16 protein-coding genes and 4 tRNA genes are annotated in these 21,927 nt (G+C 60.6%); all 20 read left to right on the top strand.

Translation table 11 applies throughout. The annotated features are described in order from the left end of the window. Window positions 1-10 precede the first annotated feature (10 nt). Window positions 11-979, top strand: coding sequence for a glutathione synthase (gene gshB / locus ACVC5H_RS25130; protein WP_489620375.1), 969 nt, complete (start codon window positions 11-13; stop codon window positions 977-979). A gap of 65 nt (window positions 980-1,044) precedes the next feature. Next, entirely contained in the window at window positions 1,045-1,455 is a 411-nt protein-coding gene (locus ACVC5H_RS25125; RefSeq protein WP_489620374.1) for a PTS sugar transporter subunit IIA, read from the top strand. 58 nt (window positions 1,456-1,513) lie between these two features. Then, window positions 1,514-1,783 carry an HPr family phosphocarrier protein gene (locus tag ACVC5H_RS25120; RefSeq protein WP_139969367.1) on the top strand — a complete coding sequence of 90 codons (270 nt, stop codon included), beginning with the start codon at window positions 1,514-1,516 and terminating at the stop codon, window positions 1,781-1,783. Window positions 1,784-2,030: 247 nt separating this feature from the next. Continuing rightward, a complete protein-coding gene (gene ptsP / locus ACVC5H_RS25115) occupies window positions 2,031-3,824 on the top strand; it encodes a phosphoenolpyruvate--protein phosphotransferase (RefSeq protein WP_489620373.1) in 1,794 nt (597 codons plus the stop codon). A 320-nt stretch (window positions 3,825-4,144) separates the two neighbouring features. Continuing rightward, window positions 4,145-5,284, top strand: a complete 1,140-nt coding sequence (gene metX, locus ACVC5H_RS25110; protein WP_489620372.1) for a homoserine O-succinyltransferase MetX — start codon at window positions 4,145-4,147, stop codon at window positions 5,282-5,284. Next, window positions 5,281-5,895, top strand: a complete 615-nt coding sequence (metW, locus tag ACVC5H_RS25105) for a methionine biosynthesis protein MetW (RefSeq protein WP_489620371.1) — start codon at window positions 5,281-5,283, stop codon at window positions 5,893-5,895. Before metX ends, metW begins: the two co-directional genes overlap by 4 nt. A gap of 108 nt (window positions 5,896-6,003) precedes the next feature. Next, on the top strand, window positions 6,004-7,266 hold the full coding sequence (locus ACVC5H_RS25100) for an AmpG family muropeptide MFS transporter (protein WP_489620370.1): 1,263 nt from the start codon (window positions 6,004-6,006) through the stop codon (window positions 7,264-7,266). A 128-nt stretch (window positions 7,267-7,394) separates the two neighbouring features. Beyond that, a tRNA-Tyr gene (locus tag ACVC5H_RS25095) sits at window positions 7,395-7,480 on the top strand. 79 nt (window positions 7,481-7,559) lie between these two features. Beyond that, window positions 7,560-7,633 (top strand) — tRNA-Gly (locus ACVC5H_RS25090). 46 nt (window positions 7,634-7,679) lie between these two features. Then, a tRNA-Thr gene (locus ACVC5H_RS25085) sits at window positions 7,680-7,754 on the top strand. Window positions 7,755-7,834: 80 nt separating this feature from the next. After that, on the top strand, window positions 7,835-9,025 hold the full coding sequence (gene tuf, locus ACVC5H_RS25080) for an elongation factor Tu (RefSeq protein ID WP_008334097.1): 1,191 nt from the start codon (window positions 7,835-7,837) through the stop codon (window positions 9,023-9,025). Between the two features lie 73 nt (window positions 9,026-9,098). After that, window positions 9,099-9,174, top strand: a tRNA-Trp gene (locus ACVC5H_RS25075). Between the two features lie 31 nt (window positions 9,175-9,205). After that, a complete protein-coding gene (secE, locus tag ACVC5H_RS25070; protein ID WP_338717473.1) occupies window positions 9,206-9,586 on the top strand; it encodes a preprotein translocase subunit SecE in 381 nt (126 codons plus the stop codon). Window position 9,587: 1 nt separating this feature from the next. After that, window positions 9,588-10,178 (top strand): transcription termination/antitermination protein NusG, encoded by a 591-nt coding sequence (nusG, locus tag ACVC5H_RS25065; protein ID WP_008334101.1) that lies wholly within the window; start codon window positions 9,588-9,590, stop codon window positions 10,176-10,178. Between the two features lie 160 nt (window positions 10,179-10,338). Further along, entirely contained in the window at window positions 10,339-10,770 is a 432-nt protein-coding gene (rplK, locus tag ACVC5H_RS25060) for a 50S ribosomal protein L11 (protein WP_013232178.1), read from the top strand. Continuing rightward, window positions 10,770-11,465 carry a 50S ribosomal protein L1 gene (rplA, locus tag ACVC5H_RS25055; RefSeq protein ID WP_489620369.1) on the top strand — a complete coding sequence of 232 codons (696 nt, stop codon included), beginning with the start codon at window positions 10,770-10,772 and terminating at the stop codon, window positions 11,463-11,465. The genes rplK and rplA overlap by 1 nt, the downstream gene beginning before the upstream one ends. A gap of 335 nt (window positions 11,466-11,800) precedes the next feature. Then, window positions 11,801-12,298 carry a 50S ribosomal protein L10 gene (rplJ, locus tag ACVC5H_RS25050; protein ID WP_041309939.1) on the top strand — a complete coding sequence of 166 codons (498 nt, stop codon included), beginning with the start codon at window positions 11,801-11,803 and terminating at the stop codon, window positions 12,296-12,298. Window positions 12,299-12,394: 96 nt separating this feature from the next. Next, window positions 12,395-12,775 carry a 50S ribosomal protein L7/L12 gene (gene rplL / locus ACVC5H_RS25045; protein WP_008334117.1) on the top strand — a complete coding sequence of 127 codons (381 nt, stop codon included), beginning with the start codon at window positions 12,395-12,397 and terminating at the stop codon, window positions 12,773-12,775. Window positions 12,776-13,054: 279 nt separating this feature from the next. Continuing rightward, window positions 13,055-17,161, top strand: coding sequence for a DNA-directed RNA polymerase subunit beta (gene rpoB / locus ACVC5H_RS25040; protein WP_489620368.1), 4,107 nt, complete (start codon window positions 13,055-13,057; stop codon window positions 17,159-17,161). Window positions 17,162-17,439: 278 nt separating this feature from the next. Beyond that, window positions 17,440-21,681, top strand: coding sequence for a DNA-directed RNA polymerase subunit beta' (gene rpoC / locus ACVC5H_RS25035; RefSeq protein WP_489620367.1), 4,242 nt, complete (start codon window positions 17,440-17,442; stop codon window positions 21,679-21,681). The last annotated feature ends 246 nt before the right edge of the window (window positions 21,682-21,927 follow it).

Raw genomic sequence — 21,927 nt, 5'->3', positions numbered from 1 at the left:
CCCTAGCCTCATGAAAATCGCTTTCCTCGCCGATCCTCTGGACACGTTCAAGACGTACAAGGATTCCACCTTCGCCATGATGCGCGAGGCCGCCCGTCGCGGCCACACCCTGTATGCCTTCGAACAGGGCGACCTGGTGCTGGAAAGCGGCCTGGTGACGGCCAATGCCTTCAAGATCACGCTGACCGGCGAGGCCGATGACTGGTACCGGGCGGAGAAGCGGGGGTCCTCTTTCCTCTCCGAATTCGATGCGGTGATCGTGCGCAAGGATCCGCCCTTCGACATGGAGTACATCTACACGACTTACCTGCTGGAGCTGGCCGAGAAGCAGGGTGCGCGCGTGTTCAACAAGCCGGCCGCGATTCGCAGCCACAACGAGAAGCTGGCCATTGCCCAGTTCCCGCAATACACCGCGCCCACCCTGGTCACGCGCGACGCCGGGCGCCTGCGCGACTTCCACGCCGAGCACCAGGACGTGATCCTGAAACCGCTCGATGGCATGGGCGGCATGGGCATCTTCCGCGTCAAGGCCGATGGCATGAATCTGGGCTCCATCATCGAAACCCTGACCGACAACGGTCAACGCACGATCATGGCGCAGCGTTTCATTCCCCAGATCAGCGCGGGCGACAAGCGCATTCTGCTGATCGGCGGCAAGGTGGTGCCCAATGTGCTGGCACGCATTCCGCAGGGTAACGAGGTGCGCGGCAACCTGGCGGCGGGCGGTCTGGGCAAAGCGCAGCCGGCGTCGGCCCGCGATATCGAGATCGGCGAAGCGCTGGGGCCGATCCTGTATCAGCGCGGTTTGCTGCTGGTAGGATTGGACGCCATCGGCGACTATCTCACCGAGATCAACGTCACCAGCCCGACCTGCTTCCAGGAAATCACGCAGCAGACCGGGTTTGATGTGGCAGCGATGTTCGTGGATGCGCTGGAGGCCGCTGCAGGGGCAGCAGAGACAACGGGGTCGGTCGGATAATGGGATCGACGGAGCATGACGGGCTGCTCGGGGAAAAGCGCGTCGCATCAGATGGCAAACATTCCATGGTTGGTATTCTTCTCTTGACGCACGCCCCGCTGGGGCAAGCCTTCGTAGCCGCCGCCACGCACGTCTTCCGTGGCCGGCCCGAACAAATGGAGGCGATCGACGTGATCGCCGACCAGAACCCGGCGGAAGTGCAAAAACTGGCCATCGAGGCGGTCGAACGCCTCGATGACGGCAGCGGCGTGCTGGTCATCACTGACGTCATGGGCGGTACGCCCTCCAACTGTACGGGCTTCCTGTGCGGGCTGGGCAACGTCCAGGTGATCGCCGGCATCAGCCTGCCCATGCTGTTGCGGGCGCTGACCTACCGTAACGACACGCTGGATGTGGTGGTTGAAATGGCCCTGGCAGGGGGCCAGAATGGTGCGGTGCGGATCGACAACCGTATCCGCGTGGCGGCCTCGGCCTGAGCCGCCTCACGTAGTCACGACCGGTATCGCGCCAACACGATAAAAACGAAAGCAGAACATGATTCAAAAAGAACTCGAAATCGTCAACAAGCTGGGCCTGCATGCGCGCGCCTCGGCCAAGCTCACCCAACTGGCCGGCAAGTTCAAGAGCGAAGTCTGGATGACCTTCAACAAGCGCCGCGTCAACGCCAAGTCCATCATGGGCGTGATGATGCTGGCCGCCGGCAAGGGCAGCATCGTGACCCTGGAAACCAACGGCGCCGATGAACAGGAATGCTTCACCGCGCTGGAAGCCCTGATTGCGGACAAGTTCGGCGAAGGCCAGTGATGTTTACCAGGGCTGCGGTATTGCGCCGCAACACCGCAGCCTGGCTGGAATGCTTCTTGCGATATGTCAAAGTCTGCATGCATCACGTGCCGACTGAAACAATGTTCATATACGCTGCTGGTTTTATAGTCTTCCCCTGATGCCAATGGCGATGATTGCCAAACTGTACTTTGTTCGGTAACTTGCTCCTGGCTACCGCGCGCTGGCAACACGGCGGACTATAAAAAAGACTAGCAGGAGATACGCGATGGCTTCATTCAGCTTACATGGAATCGCGGTGTCGCAAGGCATCGCCATCGGACGCGCGCACTTGATGGCGCCGGCCGCACTGGACGTCAAGCATTACCTGATCGCACCCGATCAGGTCGAGGCCGAGATCGAGCGCCTGCGTAGCGCGGTCAAGGCGGTGCACCAGGAACTTCATATCATCCGCTCCGAACTGCCCAAGGATGCGCCGCCCGAACTGGGCGCCTTCATCGATGTGCATTCGCTGATCCTGTCGGACCCGATGCTGGCCGAGGTGCCGCAAGACATCATCCGCCATCGCTACTACAACGCCGAATGGGCGCTGGTGACGCAGATCGAGGAGTTGTCCGCGCAGTTCGATGAAATCGAGGACCCCTACCTGCGCGAGCGCAAGGCCGACATCCAGCAGGTCGGCGAGCGCATCCTCAAGGTTCTTACCGGCAGCGCCGGCCACCTTCCGCCGACCGGCGAAGCCGCCGCCAACATCATCGTGGTGGCGCACGACATTTCGCCGGCCGACATGCTGCAATTCCGCGAGAGTGCCTTTGCCGGCTTCGTCACCGACCTGGGCGGTCCCAACTCGCATACCGCCATCGTTGCCCGCAGCCTGGCCATCCCGGCTGCCGTGGGGATGCACAATGCTTCCGTCCTGGTAAAGCACGATGACGTGCTCATCATCGATGGCGACGCCGGCGTGGTCATCGTCGACCCCTCGCCGCTGGTGCTGGCGCAGTACCGTGCGCGGCAGGAAAGGCTGCTGCGCGAGCGGAAGAAACTTTCACGTCTGAAGAAAACCCCGGCCATCACCCAGGATGGCGAGCCGATCACGCTGCTGGCCAACATCGAATTGCCCAATGATGCCGCCAATGCCTTCGAGGCGGGGGCGATGGGCATTGGCCTGTTCCGTTCGGAATTCCTCTTCATGGGACGTGCCGGCCATCATCTGGAGAAATTCCCCAGCGAGGATGAGCAGTTCGAATCCTACAAGCAGGCCGTCATTGCCATGAAGGGTCGGGTGGTCACCATCCGTACCCTGGACGTGGGGGCCGACAAACCGCTGGACGAGGATGAGGAAACCGCCCTGAACCCGGCCCTGGGCTTGCGCGCGATCCGCTATTGCCTGTCCGAGCCGCAGATGTTCCTGACGCAATTGCGGGCCATCCTGCGCGCCTCGGCCTATGGCCCGATCAAGCTGCTGGTGCCGATGATGGCGCACGCCTTCGAGATCGACCAGACCCTGACCATGATCGAGCAGGCCAAGCAGCAGCTGCGCGAGCGCAAGCAGAAGTTCGATGAAGACATCCCGGTCGGTGCCATGATCGAGATCCCGGCCGCTGCGCTGGCGCTGCCGTTGTTCATCAAGCGGCTGGACTTCCTTTCCATCGGCACCAACGACCTGATCCAGTACACCCTGGCGATTGACCGCGTGGACCATGAAGTGGCGCATCTCTACGACCCGCTGCATCCGGCCGTGCTGTTCCTGCTCTCCACCGTCATCTCCCAGGGGCGCAAGGCTGGCATCCCGGTCTCGGTCTGCGGTGAAATGGCCGGCGACCTCAAATGGACACGCCTGCTGCTGGGCATGGGGCTGCTGGAATTCTCCATGCATCCTTCGCAGATCCTGTCGGTGAAGAACGAGATCCTCAACAGCGACCTGCGCCTCTTGGAACCGCAGGTCAAGAAGGTGCTGCGCGCCACCGAGCCGGCTGCCATCAGCGCGGCCATGGCGCAGTTGCAGGCGCTGCAGGCCGAACCGGTGGTGGTTGATACCAAGGTCGCCGTGCGCCGCCGTTAAGAGGCGCGATGCAAGCCGGGCAGGGCCGTTTGACGGGTCTGCCCGACTTGGGTATTCTTACGCCACTGCGCCGATTTGAACGGTTTGACCAACTTCAGCTTGCGGGCGCCGGGATCCTGATCCCATCTAAATGCGGCTAAAGCGAGCTTGGATCAGCTGTTCTTCCCAAGACTTGGCCCCATCGATGAGTAAGCCCGCAAGCACTGCTTCCGGGCTTTTTTGTTGCCCGCGCACGAGACTGGCCACCCCGCCCGGCGAAGCGACCGCCAGCACCGCTCCCCGGGAGCCGCCTGGCGCCGAGTCACTTACGCAGAACAATCATGTCGATCGGAATCGTATCGCCCCAGGTCATGCATTTCGCCGAGCCGCTACCGCTGCAAAGCGGTGCCTCGCTGGCGGACTACTCGCTGACCTTTGAAACCTACGGCACCTTGAATGCCGACAAATCCAATGCCGTGCTGGTCTGCCACGCCCTCAATGCCTCCCATCACGTGGCCGGCGTCTACGCCGACGATCCGGACAACGTGGGCTGGTGGGACAACATGGTCGGCCCCGGCAAGTCGCTGGATACGGATCGCTTTTTCGTCATTGGCGTGAACAACCTGGGCTCCTGTTTCGGCTCGACCGGGCCGATGCATCCCAATCCGGCCACCGGCAAGCCCTACGGTGCCGATTTCCCGGTGGTGACGGTGGAAGATTGGGTCAACGCCCAGGCACGCCTGGCGGACCGTCTCGGCATAGCCTGCTTCGCCGCCGTCATGGGCGGCTCGCTGGGCGGCATGCAGGCGCTGGCCTGGAGCATGATGTATCCGGAGCGCCTGCGCCATTGCCTGGTGATCGCGTCCACGCCCAAGCTGTCGGCGCAGAACATCGCCTTCAACGACGTGGCGCGCCAGGCCATCCTGACCGATCCGCAGTATCACGGCGGCGATTTCTATGCGCATGGCGTGGTGCCCAAGAATGGCTTGCGGGTGGCGCGCATGGTGGGGCACATCACCTATCTGTCGGACGACGACATGGCCGAGAAATTCGGTCGTGACCTGCGCTCGGGCGAGTACCAGTTCGGCTATGGCGTGGATTTCGAAATTGAATCCTATCTGCGCTATCAGGGCGACAAGTTCTCGACCTACTTCGACGCCAATACCTATCTGCTCATCACCAAGGCGCTGGATTACTTCGACCCGGCGCGCGAATTCGGCGGCGACCTGGCCAAGGCATTTGCGCGTACGCGCGCCAAGTTCCTGCTGGTGTCCTTCACCACCGACTGGCGCTTCTCCCCCGAGCGCAGCCGCGAGATGGTGCAGGCGCTGGTGGCCAACAAGCGCCGCGTGAGCTATGCCGAGATCGACGCCCCCCACGGGCACGACGCTTTCCTGCTGGACGATGCACGCTACATGAAGGTGGTGCGCGAGTACTACGGAAGCATCTGGACTGAACTGCAGCAGGAGGGCCGCGCATGACTTTCGAACAATTGAGCGCACTGCGCCCCGACCTGGCTTTCATCGCCCACTGGGTGCGCGGAAAGTCGCAGGTGCTGGACCTGGGCTGTGGAGATGGGGTGATGCTGGATTACCTGCAGAGCGACAAGGGCTGCTCCGGCTATGGCGTGGAAATCGACGATGCGCAGATTCCCAAGTGCGTGGCGCGCAACGTCTCGGTGATCCAGCAGGACCTGAACGGCGGCCTGGCCATGTTCGAGGACAATGCCTTCGATACCGTGCTGTGCCTGTCGGCGCTGCAGATGGTCAAGGATGTGGAGGGCACGCTGCGCGAGATCGCCCGGGTCGGGCGCGAGGTGACGGTTTCCTTCCCGAACTTTGCCTACTGGCCGCACCGCGTGGCGCTGCTGCGGGGGCGCATGCCGGTGTCCAGGAGCCTGCCGTACCAATGGTATGATACGCCGAATCTGCGCTGCGCCACGATCAGGGACTTCGAGGCGCTGGCCAACGAGCTGGGGCTGGAAGTGCTGGAATGCGTCGCCCTGAAGGATGGCAAACCGGTACGTTACCTGCCCAACTGGCGCGGCAGCCTGGCGGTGTTCAGGCTGCGCAAGAAATCCGCCAAAAAATAGCAAAAAGCTTCACCATGCCCGTAGACGCCGGTCCGGCAGCGCCCAGCGCTGGCTGCCGGCGTTTTTTGTTTCATATTCCGCGTTTTTCGAGCTGATCCGCCCCACTCTATGACTTCACCCGCCGCTTCCTGGCAACAATACCTGAACCGGCGCATGCTGATCTGCGTCTTCCTCGGCTTTACTTCCGGCCTGCCGCTGTTCATCCTGCTGAGCCTGTTGCAGGCCTGGCTGGCCAAGTCGGGCCTGAACGTGAAAACCCTCGGACTGTTCGCGCTGGTGATGTTCCCCTACACGTGGAAGTTCGTCTGGTCGCCGCTGATGGACCGTTTCCACTTCGGCCGCATGGGCCGGCGGCGCGGGTGGATGGTGTTCACGCAGTTGCTGCTGTTCCTGGCCATTGGCGGCATGGGCATGCTCGATCCGCTGACCGATGTCAGTACGATTGCCTTCATGGCCTCGGTGGTAGCTTTCCTCTCGGCCAGCCAGGACATTGCCATCGACGCCTACCGGCGCGAGATCCTGCCCGAGGCCGAACTCGGCCTGGGTAGCGCCATCCATGTCAATGCCTACAAGCTCTCCGGCATGGTGCCGGGCGCCCTGTCGCTGGTGCTGGCCGACCAGATGCCGTGGCCGACCGTGTTCTGGATCACGGCGGCCTTCATGCTGCCGGGGCTGCTGTGTTCGCTGGTGGTCAAGGAACCGAAAGTCTATGGCGCCCCGCCCAAGAATCTCTATGAAGCCGTGGTGCTGCCGTTCCGTGAATTCATCGCCCGTGGCGGCTGGGGCAATGCATTGTGGGTGCTGGGCTTCATCTTCCTCTACAAGCTGGGCGACAGCATGGCCACCGCCCTGGCCACCAAGTTCTACATCGACCTGGGCTTTTCGATGACCGAGATCGGCGTGGTCTCCAAGACCACCAGCCTGTGGGCCAGCGTGGCTGGCGGCATCCTCGGCGGCATCTGGATGGTGCGGCTGGGCATCAATCGCGGTTTGTGGGTGTTCGGGGTGCTGCAGGCCATTCCCATCCTGGGCTTTGCCTGGCTGGCCCACGTCGGCGCGAGCCTGCCGGTGCTGGCGGTGGTGATCGGGGTGGAAGCCTTCGGCGTGGGGCTGGGCACCACGGCCTTCGTGGCCTACATCATGCGCGAGACCGATCCACGCTATACGGCGACCCAGTTCGCCTTGTTCACCAGTTTGATGGCCGTGCCCCGTACTTTTGTGAATTCTTCGGTCGGATATATCGTCGCCGACACCGGCTGGTTAAATTTTTTTCTGATTTGTTTCGTTCTGGCCTTGCCTGGAATGCTGATGTTGCCTAGAATTGCGCCCTGGAATGAAAAGCCGGTTGAGTCGCAGACACAAAAAGCCTGAAGATTCGAAAAAACGTCGCGGGTCGTTCCTCTGAGCAATATCCGGCAGTCAATAAAATATTTAGCCTTGAAGCAAAAATTTAGTTGACAGTCTAGAGATGTTCCTCTATAGTTTTGAGTTCCCTGCACGGAGAGGTGGCCGAGTGGTTAATGGCAGCAGACTGTAAATCTGCCCTCTTACGAGTACGCTGGTTCGAATCCAGCCCTCTCCACCATTAGGCCGGGAGTCAAAGCAGTCTGCAGTACATACGCGATCGAAAGACGCGGCGGTTGTGAAGTGAACGTAGTTTCCTCGCGGGTGTAGCTCAATGGTAGAGCTGAAGCCTTCCAAGCTTAAGACGAGGGTTCGATTCCCTTCACCCGCTCCAAGTTTTGGTCCGGTTGCATGTTTGGTTGTTGTGCAGTCGGAAAAATGCCCTTGTAGCTCAGTGGTAGAGCACTCCCTTGGTAAGGGAGAGGCCACGTGTTCAATCCACGTCAAGGGCACCAGTTTCTCGTCGTATCGCTGACAAGTCAGTAATCAGTCGGGCGTGTTGCCTGGACATTCTCATCAAATCTAGGAGTCTAAGATGGCAAAAGGCAAGTTTGAACGGACCAAGCCGCACGTGAACGTCGGCACCATCGGTCACGTTGACCACGGCAAGACCACCCTGACCGCTGCAATCGCAACCGTTCTGTCGAAGAAGTTCGGCGGCGAAGCGAAGGCCTACGACCAGATCGACGCAGCGCCTGAAGAAAAGGCCCGCGGCATCACCATCAACACCGCGCACGTCGAATACGAAACCGCGAACCGTCACTACGCGCACGTTGACTGCCCAGGCCACGCCGACTATGTGAAGAACATGATCACCGGCGCAGCCCAGATGGACGGCGCGATCCTGGTGTGCTCGGCCGCTGACGGCCCGATGCCCCAGACCCGCGAACACATCCTGCTGTCCCGCCAGGTTGGCGTTCCTTACATCATCGTCTTCCTGAACAAGGCTGACATGGTGGACGACGCTGAACTGCTGGAACTGGTGGAAATGGAAGTCCGCGAACTGCTGTCGAAGTACGAGTTCCCTGGCGACGACCTGCCCATCGTGAAGGGTTCGGCCAAGCTGGCGCTGGAAGGCGACACCGGTCCCCTGGGCGAACAAGCCATCATGGCTCTGGCAGAAGCGCTGGACACCTACATCCCGACCCCGGAACGTGCCGTTGACGGTACCTTCCTGATGCCGGTGGAAGACGTGTTCTCGATCTCCGGCCGTGGCACCGTGGTGACCGGTCGCGTTGAGCGCGGCATCATCAAGGTCGGCGAAGAAATCGAAATCGTCGGTATCGCTGACACCCAGAAGACCACCTGCACCGGCGTGGAAATGTTCCGCAAGCTGCTGGACCAGGGTCAGGCTGGCGACAACGTTGGCGTGCTGCTGCGCGGCACCAAGCGTGAAGACGTGCAGCGTGGCCAGGTTCTGGCCAAGCCGGGTTCGATCAAGCCGCACAAGCACTTCACCGGCGAGATCTATGTTCTGTCGAAGGATGAAGGCGGTCGTCACACCCCGTTCTTCAATAACTACCGTCCGCAGTTCTACTTCCGTACCACCGACGTGACCGGTGCGATCGAACTGCCGAAGGACAAGGAAATGGTCATGCCGGGCGACAACGTGTCGATCACCGTGCAACTGATCAACCCGATCGCCATGGAAGAAGGTCTGCGCTTCGCTATCCGTGAAGGCGGCCGTACCGTCGGCGCCGGCGTGGTTGCCAAGATCTTCGACTAAGATCAAGCTGTAAAACACTTTGCCGCGGTGCGTAATGTATCGCGGCATTCGTGTCTCAATCGCGAGTTTTTGTAGGGGCGTAGCTCAATTGGCAGAGCGTCGGTCTCCAAAACCGAAGGTTGGGGGTTCGATGCCCTCCGCCCCTGCCACCGAATCTGGTGCAGGGTACTGAAAGTAAATATGTCTAGCCAGCCAGTTCAAACCGTCAACACCTCCAACGACAAGATCAAGATCGCCCTGGCGATCGTGGCTGTGGTTGCTGGCGTGGTCGGTTTTTTTGTGTTGTCTGATCAGTCGACTCCGGTGCGTGCCGTCGCCCTGGTCGCCGGTCTGCTGGTGGCGGTAGCGTTTGCCTGGACCTCTGCACAAGGCCGCGGCTTCGTCGGTTTCGCCAAGGAATCCGTGCGCGAAACCAAGAAAGTCGTCTGGCCCACCCGCAAGGAAGCCATGCAGATCACCGGGGTGGTCTTCGCCTTCGTGCTGATCATGGCCATCTTCCTGTGGGGTACGGACAAGTTGCTCGAGTTCCTGTTGTACGACGTAATTTTGGGCTGGAAATAACATGAGCGATAGCACGCAAGACAGCGCACCGATTGGTGCGCAAAGCGTTTCAAGCGCAGGAAACAAGCGCTGGTACGTGGTGCATGCGTATTCCGGCATGGAAAAGAGCGTGCAGCGCGCGCTGACCGAGCGCATCAACCGCGCCGGCATGCAAGACCAGTTCGGCCAGATCCTGGTGCCGACTGAAGAAGTCGTTGATATGAAGAATGGTCACAAGTCCGTGACCGAGCGTCGTTTCTTCCCGGGCTACGTCCTGGTCGAGATGGAAATGACGGACGAAACCTGGCACCTGGTGAAGAATACCGCCAAAGTGACCGGTTTCATCGGTGGCAAGTCGAATCGTCCGACCCCGCTGCCGCAGCGCGAAGTGGACTCGCTGCTCCGCCAGATGCAGGAAGGCGTCGAGAAGCCCCGTCCGAAGGTGCTCTACGAAGTGGGCGAGATGGTCCGCATCAAGGAAGGTCCGTTCACCGACTTCAACGGCAACGTCGAGGAAGTGAACTACGAGAAATCGCGCGTGCGTGTCTCGGTCACCATCTTCGGTCGCGCCACCCCGGTCGAACTCGAATTCGGCCAACTGGAAAAAGTCTGATCCCGCCCTCCGGAATCCCGTCTTTCCCTGCCAAGTTTTCAACGCCCGCTGGAGCGTACCGGACAAATCACCGTCCGCCAATTCAGCATTCCGAGGAGCCCGAGTAAGACGCCGCAAGGCCGATGAAACGGCGCTACAACTCAATCAATAAGGAGCCGTCATGGCAAAGAAGATTATTGGTTTTATCAAGCTGCAAGTGCCAGCTGGTAAAGCGAACCCGTCTCCCCCGATCGGTCCTGCGCTGGGTCAGCGCGGTCTGAACATCATGGAATTCTGCAAGGCCTTCAACGCCCAAACTCAAGGTGTTGAACCGGGTCTGCCGATTCCCGTCGTGATCACCGCCTTCGCGGACAAGTCCTTCACCTTCGTGATGAAGACCCCGCCGGCGACCATCCTGATCAAGAAGGCTGCTGGTATCCAGAAGGGTTCCTCCAAGCCGCATACCGACAAGGTTGGCAAGATCACCCGCAAGCAAGCGGAAGAAATCGCAACCCAGAAGAAGCCGGACCTGACCGCTGCTGATCTGGAAGCTGCCGTGCGCACCATCGCTGGTTCCGCACGTTCGATGGGCATCACGGTGGAGGGTCTGTAATGGCTAAGGTATCCAAGCGCGTCAAGGCAATGAAGGAAAAGGTCGACCGTACCAAGGCCTATCCGTTCGACAACGCCGTTTCCCTGATCAAGGAATTCGCAACCGCCAAGTTCAACGAATCGATCGACGTGTCCGTCCAGCTGGGCGTGGATGCGAAGAAGTCGGACCAGGTGGTCCGTGGTTCGGTGGTGCTGCCTGCCGGTACCGGCAAGACCGTTCGCGTGGCCGTGTTCGCCTCCGGCGACAAGGCTGAGGCTGCCAAGGCAGCTGGCGCCGACGTGGTTGGCATGGAAGACCTGGCAGAGCGCGTGAAGGCCGGCGACATGCCGTTCGACATCGTGATCGCTTCGCCCGACACCATGCGTATCGTCGGTACCCTGGGTCAGATCCTGGGCCCCCGTGGCCTGATGCCTAACCCGAAGGTTGGCACCGTGACCCCGGACGTGGCCACTGCCGTCAAGAACGCCAAGGCTGGTCAGGTGCAATACCGTACCGACAAGTCCGGTATCATCCACGCCACCATCGGTCGCAAGTCGTTCTCCGACGCCGATCTGAAGGCCAACCTGCTGGCCCTGATCGATGCACTGAACAAGGCCAAGCCGGCCAGCAGCAAGGGTGTGTACCTGCGCAAGATCGCTCTGTCGTCCACCATGGGCGCCGGCGTTCGCGTGGACCAGGCTTCCCTGACTGCCTAAGCAAGCAATACAGTCCCCGTTTCCGTGAGGAAGCGGGGCATCTCTTTGGGCTGTCGCAGTTGAAAGCAATCAGCAATTGATTGCGGCAGGCCTTCAAAGACCGTTGGGCGGAAGCCGGCAGCAGCAAGCCGGACGAAGTTAAAAGCGCTGTTCGCAAGACCAGTGAACCCAACGCAGATGGTGAACCCGAGCAAGTTTCGTAGTCTCAGGCAGCATATTCAGTTTTGCCCTATGCTGCAGTGAACTCCTAAACGTCGGACGCCGTGTTCGAACCGGTGCAAGGCAAGCAGGCATTGGCCTGCGTAGTGGCCGAGTACTATTTTTGGAGGTTGATCTTGAGTCTCAATCTGAATGACAAGAAGGCCGTCGTCGCCGAAGTTTCCGCAAAGGTTGCATCTGCGCAAACGATCGTCGTGGCCGAATACCGTGGCATCCAGGTTGGTTCCTTGACGCAACTGCGCGCACAAGCGCGTGCCCAAGGCGTGTACCTGCGCGTGTTGAAAAACACGCTGGCTCGTCGCGCCATCGAAGGCACGAAGTTTGCCGACCTCGCCCCGCAACTGACCGGTCCGCTGATCTACTCGATCTCGGAAGATGCCGTGGCCGCTGCCAAAGTCGTTTCCGACTTTGCCAAGACCAACGACAAGCTGGTTGTGAAGGCAGGTAACTACGAAGGCAAGCAGCTGGACAAGGCTGCTGTGGCTTCGCTGGCAAACATCCCGTCTCGCGAAGTTCTGCTGGCCCAGGTCCTGGGCATGATGCAGGCTCCGGTGTCGGGCTTTGCGCGCGCTCTGGCTGCCCTGGCAGCCAAGAAGGAAGCCGAAGCCGCATGAGGCACGGCCGCTTGAAGCGGCCCCGCTCTGCAGTTTCGACGCTTTCGCGTCACTACCAATCTGATGTTATTACCGAAATAAATTTAGGAGTTTCAAATGGCAATTAGCAAAGAAGACATCCTGGAAGCCGTTGGCGCGCTGTCCGTGATGGAACTGAATGACCTGGTCAAGGCATTCGAAGAGAAGTTTGGTGTTTCCGCTGCCGCTATGGCCGCTCCGGCCGCCGGTGGCGCTGCTGGTGGTGGTGCTGCCGCTGCTGAAGAACAGACCGAGTTCACCGTTGTGCTGGCTGAAGTCGGCGCCAACAAGGTCGGCGTCATCAAGGCCGTCCGTGAAATCACCGGCCTGGGTCTGAAGGAAGCCAAGGATCTGGTTGACGGTGCACCGAAGCCGGTCAAGGAAGGCATCGCCAAGGCTGACGCTGAAGCTGCCAAGAAGAAGCTGGAAGAAGCTGGCGCCAAGGCCGAACTGAAGTAATTCTCTTGCCTACCAAGGCGAGTCATTACTCCGGAGTCAAAGTGCAGAATCCCTTGAAAAAGGGATTCGGCTTTGGCTCCTTTGTCGTTTCTTATTTTTGCTGGTGATGTTGATGCGTTGCAGTATTCGTTGTCGGGAATATTAAGCGCGATCTCAGCAAAAAACTAGGGTAGACATTTGAAGATTTGAGTGCCGATGGCCCGGACTGCTTTGCCGGCAAGTCGCGCGGTCTGATCGAATCTTGAATTCTCTATCCTTCCTGTCACTCACGGAGTGTCCATGCACTACTCATTTACTGAGAAGAAGCGCATTCGCAAATCCTTCGCGAAACGCGCAAACGTCCACAACGTTCCGTTCCTGCTCGCGACTCAGATCGAGTCGTATCAGAATTTCCTGCAACCCGAACGTGCTGCATCGGAACGCAAGAACGAAGGCCTGCAATCGGCTTTCACCTCGATTTTCCCCATCGTGTCGCACAATGGCTTTGCGCGCCTCGAATTCCTGTCGTATGTGCTGGGCGCTCCGCCGTTTGACGTCAAAGAGTGCCAACAACGTGGCCTGACCTTCGCGTCCCCGCTGCGCGCCAAGGTGCGCCTGGTGATCCTGGACAAGGAGTCGCCCACCAAGCCGGTCGTCAAGGAAATGAAGGAACAGGAAGTCTACATGGGCGAGCTGCCCCTGATGACCACCACCGGTTCCTTCGTCATCAACGGCACCGAGCGCGTGATCGTGTCCCAGCTGCACCGCTCCCCGGGCGTGTTCTTCGAACACGACCGCGGCAAGACGCATTCGTCGGGCAAGCTGCTCTTCTCGGCCCGCATCATTCCTTACCGTGGCTCCTGGCTGGACTTCGAATTCGATCCGAAGGACATCCTGTTCTTCCGCGTCGACCGCCGCCGCAAGATGCCGGTGACGATCCTGCTGAAGGCCATCGGGATGACCTCCGAGCAGATCCTGGCGAACTTCTTCGTCTTCGACAACTTCAACCTGCACGCCGAAGGCGCGGACATGGAGTTCGTCTCCGAACGTCTGCGCGGTGAAGTCGCACGTTTCGACATCACCGACAAGTCGGGCAAGGTGATGGTCGCCAAGGACAAGCGCATCAACGCCAAGCACGTGCGTGACATCGAAGCCGCCGGCATCAAGCACATTTCCGTGCCTGAGGATTACCTGCTGGGCCGCGTGCTGGCCAAGAACATCGTCGATCCGGACACCGGCGAAGTCGTGGCCAGCGCCAACGACGAGCTGACCGAAGAACTGCTGGCCAAGCTGCGCGAAGCCAACATTTCGGCCATCCAGACCCTGTACACCAACGACCTGGACCAGGGCGGTTACATCTCGCAGACCCTGCGCACCGACGACACCGCCGACCAGACCGCTGCTCGCGTGGCGATCTATCGCATGATGCGTCCTGGCGAACCGCCGACCGAAGAGTCGGTGGAAGCCCTGTTCAATGGCCTGTTCTACAGCGAAGACCGCTACGACCTGTCGGCCGTGGGCCGCATGAAGTTCAACCGCCGCGTTGGCCGCGATGAGCTGACCGGTCCGATGACCCTGTCCAATGACGACATCCTGGCCGTCATCAAGATCCTGGTCGAACTGCGTAACGGCCGTGGCGAAGTCGATGACATCGACCACCTGGGCAACCGTCGCGTGCGTTGCGTGGGCGAACTGGCTGAGAACCAGTTCCGTGCGGGTCTCGTGCGCGTGGAACGCGCCGTCAAGGAACGCCTGGGCCAGGCCGAGGCGGACAACCTGATGCCGCACGACCTGATCAACTCCAAGCCGATCTCGGCTGCCATCCGCGAGTTCTTCGGTTCGTCCCAGCTGTCGCAGTTCATGGACCAGACCAACCCGCTGTCGGAAATCACGCACAAGCGCCGCGTTTCCGCCCTGGGCCCTGGCGGTCTGACCCGCGAACGCGCCGGCTTCGAAGTGCGCGACGTGCACCCGACCCACTACGGCCGCGTCTGCCCGATCGAAACGCCTGAAGGCCCGAACATCGGTCTGATCAACTCGCTGGCGCTGTATGCCCGCCTGAACGAATACGGTTTCCTGGAAACCCCGTACCGCAAGGTCGAGGGCAGCAAGGTCACCAACCAGATCGACTACTTGTCGGCCATCGAAGAAGGTCGTTACGTGATCGCCCAGGCGAACGCGACCATTGACGCTGAAGGCAAGCTGTCCGACGAACTGGTGTCGGCCCGTGAAGCTGGCGAAACCATCCTGGTCTCGCCGGAACGTGTGCAGTACATGGACGTGGCCCCGGGCCAGGTGGTGTCGGTGGCAGCCTCGCTGATTCCGTTCCTGGAACACGATGACGCGAACCGTGCACTGATGGGCGCCAACATGCAGCGCCAGGCCGTGCCTTGCCTGCGTCCGGAAAAGCCGCTGGTCGGCACCGGCATCGAGCGTACCGTGGCAGTCGACTCCGGTACCACCGTGCAAGCCCTGCGTGGCGGCGTGGTGGACTACGTCGATGCAGGCCGTGTGGTGATCCGCGTCAACGACGACGAAGCGCAAGCTGGCGAAGTCGGTGTGGACATCTACAACCTGATCAAGTACACCCGTTCCAACCAGAACACCAACATCAACCAGCGCCCGATCGTCAAGATCGGTGACCGCGTGGCCAAGCATGACGTGATCGCCGACGGCGCCTCGACCGACATGGGCGAGCTGGCACTGGGCCAGAACATGCTGGTGGCGTTCATGCCCTGGAACGGCTACAACTTCGAAGACTCGATCCTGATCTCCGAAAAGGTCGTGGCTGATGACCGCTACACCTCGATTCACATCGAGGAACTGTCGGTCGTTGCACGTGACACCAAGCTGGGTGCAGAAGAAATCACCCGCGACATTTCCAACCTGGCCGAGAACCAACTGGCCCGTCTGGATGAGTCGGGTATCGTCTACATCGGCGCGGAAGTCGAAGCTGGCGACACCCTGGTCGGCAAGGTCACCCCGAAGGGCGAGACCCAGTTGACTCCGGAAGAGAAGCTGCTGCGTGCGATCTTCGGCGAGAAGGCTTCCGACGTGAAGGACACCTCGCTGCGCGTGCCCTCGGGCATGGTCGGTACCGTCATCGACGTGCAGGTGTTCACCCGCGAAGGCATCCAGCGCGACAAGCGCGCCCAGCAGATCATCGATGATGAACTCAAGCGCTATCGCCTGGACCTGAATGACCAGCTGCGTATCGTGGAAGGCGATGCCTTCCAGCGTCTGGAGCGTCTGTTGATCGGCAAGGTCGCCAACGGCGGCCCCAAGAAGCTGGTCAAGGGCACCAAGCTGGACAAGGCTTACCTGGACGACCTGGACAAGTTCCACTGGTTCGACATCCGCCCGGCCGATGACGACATCGCCAACGCGCTGGAAGCCATCAAGGAATCCATCGCCGAGAAGCGTCACCAGTTCGACCTGGCCTTCGAAGAGAAGCGCAAGAAGCTCACCCAGGGCGACGAACTGCCTCCTGGCGTGCAGAAGATGGTCAAGGTCTACCTGGCCGTGAAGCGCCGCCTGCAGCCTGGCGACAAGATGGCCGGCCGTCACGGTAACAAGGGTGTGGTCTCGCGTATCCTGCCGATCGAAGACATGCCGCACATGGCCGACGGTACCCCCGCCGACATCGTGCTGAACCCGCTGGGCGTGCCGTCCCGTATGAACGTCGGCCAGGTGCTGGAAGTTCACCTGGGCTGGGCTGCCAAGGGTCTGGGCCTGCGTCTGGGCGAGATGGTGCAGGCGCAAGCCAAGGTTGCGGAACTGCGCAAGTTCCTGACCACCATCTACAACGAATCCGGCAAGAAGGAAGAGCTGGACTCGTTCACCGATGAAGAAATCATCGAGCTGGTGACCAACCTGAAGAAGGGTGTGCCCTTCGCGACCCCGGTGTTCGACGGTGCGCATGAAGAAGAAACCCGCCGCATGCTCGATCTGGCCTATCCGGACCCGATCGCCAAGCAGCTGGGCATGACGCCTTCGAAGAACCAGGTCACGATGTATGACGGCCGTACCGGCGAAGCCTTCGAGCGCACCGTGACCGTCGGCTACATGCACTACCTGAAGCTGCACCACCTGGTCGACGACAAGATGCACGCTCGTTCCACCGGCCCGTACTCGCTGGTGACCCAGCAGCCGCTGGGTGGCAAGGCGCAGTTCGGCGGCCAGCGTTTCGGCGAAATGGAAGTGTGGGCACTGGAAGCTTACGGGGCCTCCTACGTCCTGCAGGAAATGCTGACGGTCAAGTCCGACGACGTGAACGGCCGTACCAAGGTTTACGAGAACCTGGTCAAGGGCGATCACGTGATCGATGCCGGCATGCCGGAATCCTTCAACGTGTTGGTGAAGGAAATCCGCTCGCTGGGTATCGACATCGACCTGGAACGCGAATGATGTAAAAGGGGGGCGCGGCGCAGGCTGCGCACCCCGCCGGTTTTTCCGGCGAACCAAGAATTCAGTATTGACGCATCGCTCCACGGGCGATGTGAATGAATCAAGAGATTCAAGCGATTCAAGCGAAGTACGGCAGTAAGCTGGGGAGGTCTGTCCCGGTATCGAGCGGCACCGCGAAGCAGAGGCTTCGCTGGCTCTCCCGCCGATGCGAACAGGGTTAAGCAGGGTGAACCGGCCACACGTAAATTTAGTTTTTTCACGCCAACCTGGAGTGATACATGAAAGCACTGCTCGATCTATTCAAGCAAGTCCAGCAAAACGAACAATTCGACGCGATCAAGATCGGTCTGGCTTCGCCTGACAAGATCCGCTCGTGGTCCTTCGGCGAAGTCAAGAAGCCGGAAACCATCAACTACCGTACCTTCAAGCCCGAGCGCGACGGCCTGTTCTGCGCCAAGATCTTCGGCCCCATCAAGGACTACGAGTGCCTGTGCGGCAAGTACAAGCGCCTGAAGCACCGTGGCGTGATCTGCGAGAAGTGCGGCGTGGAAGTGACCCTGGCCAAGGTGCGCCGTGAGCGCATGGGCCACATCGAGCTGGCTTCCCCGACTGCCCACATCTGGTTCCTGAAGTCGCTGCCGTCCCGCCTGGGCATGGTGCTGGACATGACCCTGCGCGACATCGAGCGCGTGCTGTACTTCGAAGCCTACGTCGTGACCGATCCCGGCATGACCCCGCTGAAGAAGTGCCAGATCATGTCCGAAGACGACTACGCCGCCAAGTACGAAGAGTACGGCGACGACTTCATCGCCTTCATGGGCGCCGAAGGTATCCGCGAACTGCTGCGCTCGATCGACATCGACCGCGAAGCGGAAACCCTGCGCCAGGAACTGAAGGACTCCAAGTCCGAAGCCAAGATCAAGAAGTACGCCAAGCGCCTGAAGGTGCTGGAGGCGTTCCAGCGTTCGGGCATCAAGCCCGAGTGGATGATCATGGAAGTGCTGCCCGTGCTGCCGCCGGAATTGCGTCCGCTGGTGCCGCTGGATGGCGGCCGCTTCGCGACCTCCGACCTGAACGACCTGTACCGCCGCGTCATCAACCGTAACAACCGCCTGAAGCGCCTGATGGAGCTGCGTGCTCCTGAAATCATCACGCGCAACGAAAAGCGCATGCTGCAGGAAGCGGTCGACTCGCTGCTGGACAATGGTCGTCGCGGCAAGGCCATGACCGGCGCCAACAAGCGTCCGCTGAAGTCGCTGGCCGAAATGATCAAGGGCAAGGGCGGTCGTTTCCGTCAGAACCTGCTGGGCAAGCGCGTGGACTACTCGGGCCGTTCGGTCATCGTGGTGGGCCCGCAGCTGAAGCTGCACCAGTGCGGCCTGCCCAAGCTGATGGCCCTGGAACTGTTCAAGCCCTTCATCTTCAACAAGCTGGAACTGATGGGTCTGTCGACCACCATCAAGGCCGCCAAGAAGCTGGTGGAAGCGCAAGAGCCGGTGGTCTGGGACATCCTGGAAGAAGTCATCCGCGAACACCCGGTCATGCTGAACCGCGCACCGACCCTGCACCGTCTGGGTATCCAGGCGTTCGAGCCGGTCCTGATCGAAGGCAAGGCGATCCAGCTGCACCCGCTGGTTTGCGCGGCGTTCAACGCCGACTTCGACGGCGACCAGATGGCCGTCCACGTGCCGCTGTCCATCGAAGCGCAGATGGAAGCCCGCACCCTGATGCTGGCCTCCAACAACATCCTGTTCCCGTCCAACGGCGAACCTTCCATCGTGCCGTCCCAGGATATCGTGCTGGGTCTGTACTATGCCACCCGTGAAGCCATCAACGGCAAGAACGAAGGCATGATGTTCCAGGACGTGTCGGAAGTCATCCGCGCCTACGACAACAAGGAAGTCGAGCTGGCCACCCGTATCACGGTGCGTATCGTGGAACACCCGAAGGATCCGGTCACCGGCGAATTCGTGCGTACCGTCAAGCGCTACGAGACCACCATCGGCCGCGCCATCCTCTCCGAGATCCTGCCCAAGGGCTTGCCGTTCTCGGTGCTGAACCGCGCACTGAAGAAGAAGGAAATCTCCAAGCTGATCAACACGTCCTTCCGCAAGTGCGGTCTGCGTGCCACGGTGGTGTTTGCCGACCAGCTGATGCAGTCGGGCTTCCGCCTGGCGACCCGCGCCGGTATCTCCATCTGCGTGGACGACATGCTGGTGCCGCCGCAAAAGGCCACCCTGATCGCGGCTGCCGAGTCGGAAGTCAAGCAGATCGAACAGCAGTACTCCTCGGGTCTGGTGACCGCAGGCGAGCGCTACAACAAGGTCGTGGACATCTGGGGCAAGGCCGGTGACGAAGTCGGCAAGGCCATGATGGACCAGCTGAAGGTGGAAGACGTCATCACCCGCGAAGGCAAGAAGACCACGCAGGAATCGTTCAACGCGATTTACATGATGGCCGACTCCGGCGCCCGTGGTTCGGCTGCCCAGATCCGCCAGCTGGCCGGTATGCGCGGCCTGATGGCCAAGCCTGACGGCTCCATCATTGAAACGCCGATTACCGCGAACTTCCGCGAAGGCCTGAACGTGTTGCAGTACTTCATCTCGACGCACGGCGCCCGTAAGGGTCTGGCCGACACCGCGCTGAAGACCGCAAACTCCGGTTACCTGACCCGCCGTCTGGTGGACGTGACCCAGGATCTGGTCGTGATCGAAGACGATTGCGGCACTTCCAACGGTTCGGCCATGAAGGCGCTGGTGGAAGGTGGTGAAGTCATCGAAGCCCTGCGTGACCGTATCCTCGGCCGCGTGGCAGCCACCGATATCGTCAATCCGGAAGATCAATCCACCCTGTTCGAAGCCGGCACCCTGCTGGACGAAGACAAGGTTGAAGAGATCGAACGCATGGGTATCGACGAAGTGAAGGTCCGTACTCCGCTGACCTGCGACACCCGCTATGGCCTGTGCGCCAAGTGCTATGGCCGCGACCTGGGCCGTGGCCTGCTGGTGAACTCCGGCGAAGCCGTCGGTGTGGTGGCTGCGCAGTCCATCGGTGAGCCGGGTACCCAGCTGACCATGCGTACCTTCCACATCGGTGGTGCGGCATCGCGTGCAGCGGTGGCCTCCTCGGTGGAAGCCAAGTCCAACGGCACCGTGCGCTTCACCGCCACGATGCGTTACGTGACCAATGGCAAGGGCGAACAGATCGTCATTTCCCGTTCCGGCGAAGTGCTGATCACCGACGACCTGGGCCGTGAGCGTGAGCGTCACAAAGTGCCGTACGGCGCCACCCTGATCGTCAAGGATGGCCTGACCATCAAGGCCGGTACCGCCCTGGCGACCTGGGATCCGCTGACCCGTCCGATCATCACCGAGTACTCCGGTACCGTGAAGTTCGAAAACGTGGAAGAGGGTTCGACCGTCGCCAAGCAGATCGATGAAGTCACCGGTCTGTCGACCCTGGTGGTCATCGATGCGAAGCGTCGTGGTCCTTCCTCGAAGGTCATGCGTCCGCAGGTGAAACTGCTCAACGAACAAGGCGAAGAAGTGAAGATCGCCGGCACCGAACACTCGGTGACCATCGGCTTCCAGGTCGGCGCGCTGATCACCGTCAAGGACGGCCAGCAGGTGCATGTGGGTGAAGTACTGGCCCGTATCCCGACCGAATCGCAGAAGACCCGTGACATTACCGGTGGTCTGCCGCGCGTGGCCGAGCTGTTCGAAGCCCGTTCGCCCAAGGATGCCGGCATGCTGGCCGAAGTCACTGGTACCGTTGCCTTCGGCAAGGAAACCAAGGGCAAGCAGCGTCTGGAAATCACCGACATGGAAGGCACCAAGCACGAGTTCCTGATCACCAAGGACAAGCAGGTGCTGGTGCACGACGGCCAGGTGGTGAACAAGGGCGAAATGATCGTGGACGGTCCGGCCGACCCGCAGGACATCCTGCGCCTGCTGGGTATCGAAGCGCTGGCCCGCTACATCGTGGACGAAGTGCAGGACGTGTACCGTCTGCAGGGCGTGAAGATCAACGACAAGCACATCGAAGTGATCGTGCGCCAGATGCTGCGCCGCGTGCAAGTGGTGGAGCCGGGCGACACCAACTACATCACCGGTGAGCAGGTCGAGCGTTCCGAACTGCTGGACGAGAACGACCGCGTGACCGCCGAAGGCAAGATCCCGGCGACCTATGAAAACGTGCTGCTGGGTATTACCAAGGCATCGCTGTCGACCGACTCCTTCATCTCGGCCGCATCGTTCCAGGAAACCACCCGCGTGCTGACCGAAGCGGCGATCATGGGCAAGAAGGACGGCCTGCGCGGCCTGAAGGAAAACGTCATCGTCGGCCGCCTGATCCCGGCCGGTACTGGCCTGGCCTTCCACCGCGCCCGCAAGGAAAAGGATGCATGGGAAGCCGAAGAGCGCGCAGCACTGCTCGAAGCCGAACGTGCCTCCCGTTCCGAGTTCGCCGACGAGGAAATCTCCTCGACCGAATCCATCGGTGGCGGCGAAGGCGAAGCGTAAGCACTTCACCTGTTGCATCAGGGGCGGCCGGAAGCATCGGCTGCCCCGGCAAGAAAATGGCTGCAAGAACGAACGGCGCCGGAAGCAATTCCGGCGCCGTTTTTTCGTTCATAGAGGCTGTTTGGGGCTTGCCGACAACTTCATATCCCTAAATCGCATGGGGTTGATGGCTTGCGGCATTGCCAAGCATGCGTGAAGCTTTTATCATCTACAAACAATAACGATTCTCATCTGAGGTCTTCTCGA

It is taken from the genome of Herbaspirillum sp. Her3 (assembly GCF_057961275.1).
Note: the sequence above shows the minus strand (reverse complement) of the source record. Positions and strands in the feature narration are given on the sequence as shown.

What these genes read in the sequence shown, in the direction of transcription:
- nusG (WP_008334101.1), top strand. Translation starts at nt 9,588, where the DNA reads ATGAGCGATAGCACGCAAGACAGCGCACCGATTGGTGCGCAAAGCGTT.
- ACVC5H_RS25125 (WP_489620374.1), top strand. Translation starts at nt 1,045, where the DNA reads ATGGTTGGTATTCTTCTCTTGACGCACGCCCCGCTGGGGCAAGCCTTC.
- ACVC5H_RS25120 (WP_139969367.1), top strand. Translation starts at nt 1,514, where the DNA reads ATGATTCAAAAAGAACTCGAAATCGTCAACAAGCTGGGCCTGCATGCG.
- ptsP (WP_489620373.1), top strand. Translation starts at nt 2,031, where the DNA reads ATGGCTTCATTCAGCTTACATGGAATCGCGGTGTCGCAAGGCATCGCC.
- rplK (WP_013232178.1), top strand. Translation starts at nt 10,339, where the DNA reads ATGGCAAAGAAGATTATTGGTTTTATCAAGCTGCAAGTGCCAGCTGGT.
- rpoC (WP_489620367.1), top strand. Translation starts at nt 17,440, where the DNA reads ATGAAAGCACTGCTCGATCTATTCAAGCAAGTCCAGCAAAACGAACAA.
- metX (WP_489620372.1), top strand. Translation starts at nt 4,145, where the DNA reads ATGTCGATCGGAATCGTATCGCCCCAGGTCATGCATTTCGCCGAGCCG.
- ACVC5H_RS25100 (WP_489620370.1), top strand. Translation starts at nt 6,004, where the DNA reads ATGACTTCACCCGCCGCTTCCTGGCAACAATACCTGAACCGGCGCATG.
- tuf (WP_008334097.1), top strand. Translation starts at nt 7,835, where the DNA reads ATGGCAAAAGGCAAGTTTGAACGGACCAAGCCGCACGTGAACGTCGGC.
- rplA (WP_489620369.1), top strand. Translation starts at nt 10,770, where the DNA reads ATGGCTAAGGTATCCAAGCGCGTCAAGGCAATGAAGGAAAAGGTCGAC.
- rpoB (WP_489620368.1), top strand. Translation starts at nt 13,055, where the DNA reads ATGCACTACTCATTTACTGAGAAGAAGCGCATTCGCAAATCCTTCGCG.
- secE (WP_338717473.1), top strand. Translation starts at nt 9,206, where the DNA reads ATGTCTAGCCAGCCAGTTCAAACCGTCAACACCTCCAACGACAAGATC.
- rplL (WP_008334117.1), top strand. Translation starts at nt 12,395, where the DNA reads ATGGCAATTAGCAAAGAAGACATCCTGGAAGCCGTTGGCGCGCTGTCC.
- gshB (WP_489620375.1), top strand. Translation starts at nt 11, where the DNA reads ATGAAAATCGCTTTCCTCGCCGATCCTCTGGACACGTTCAAGACGTAC.
- metW (WP_489620371.1), top strand. Translation starts at nt 5,281, where the DNA reads ATGACTTTCGAACAATTGAGCGCACTGCGCCCCGACCTGGCTTTCATC.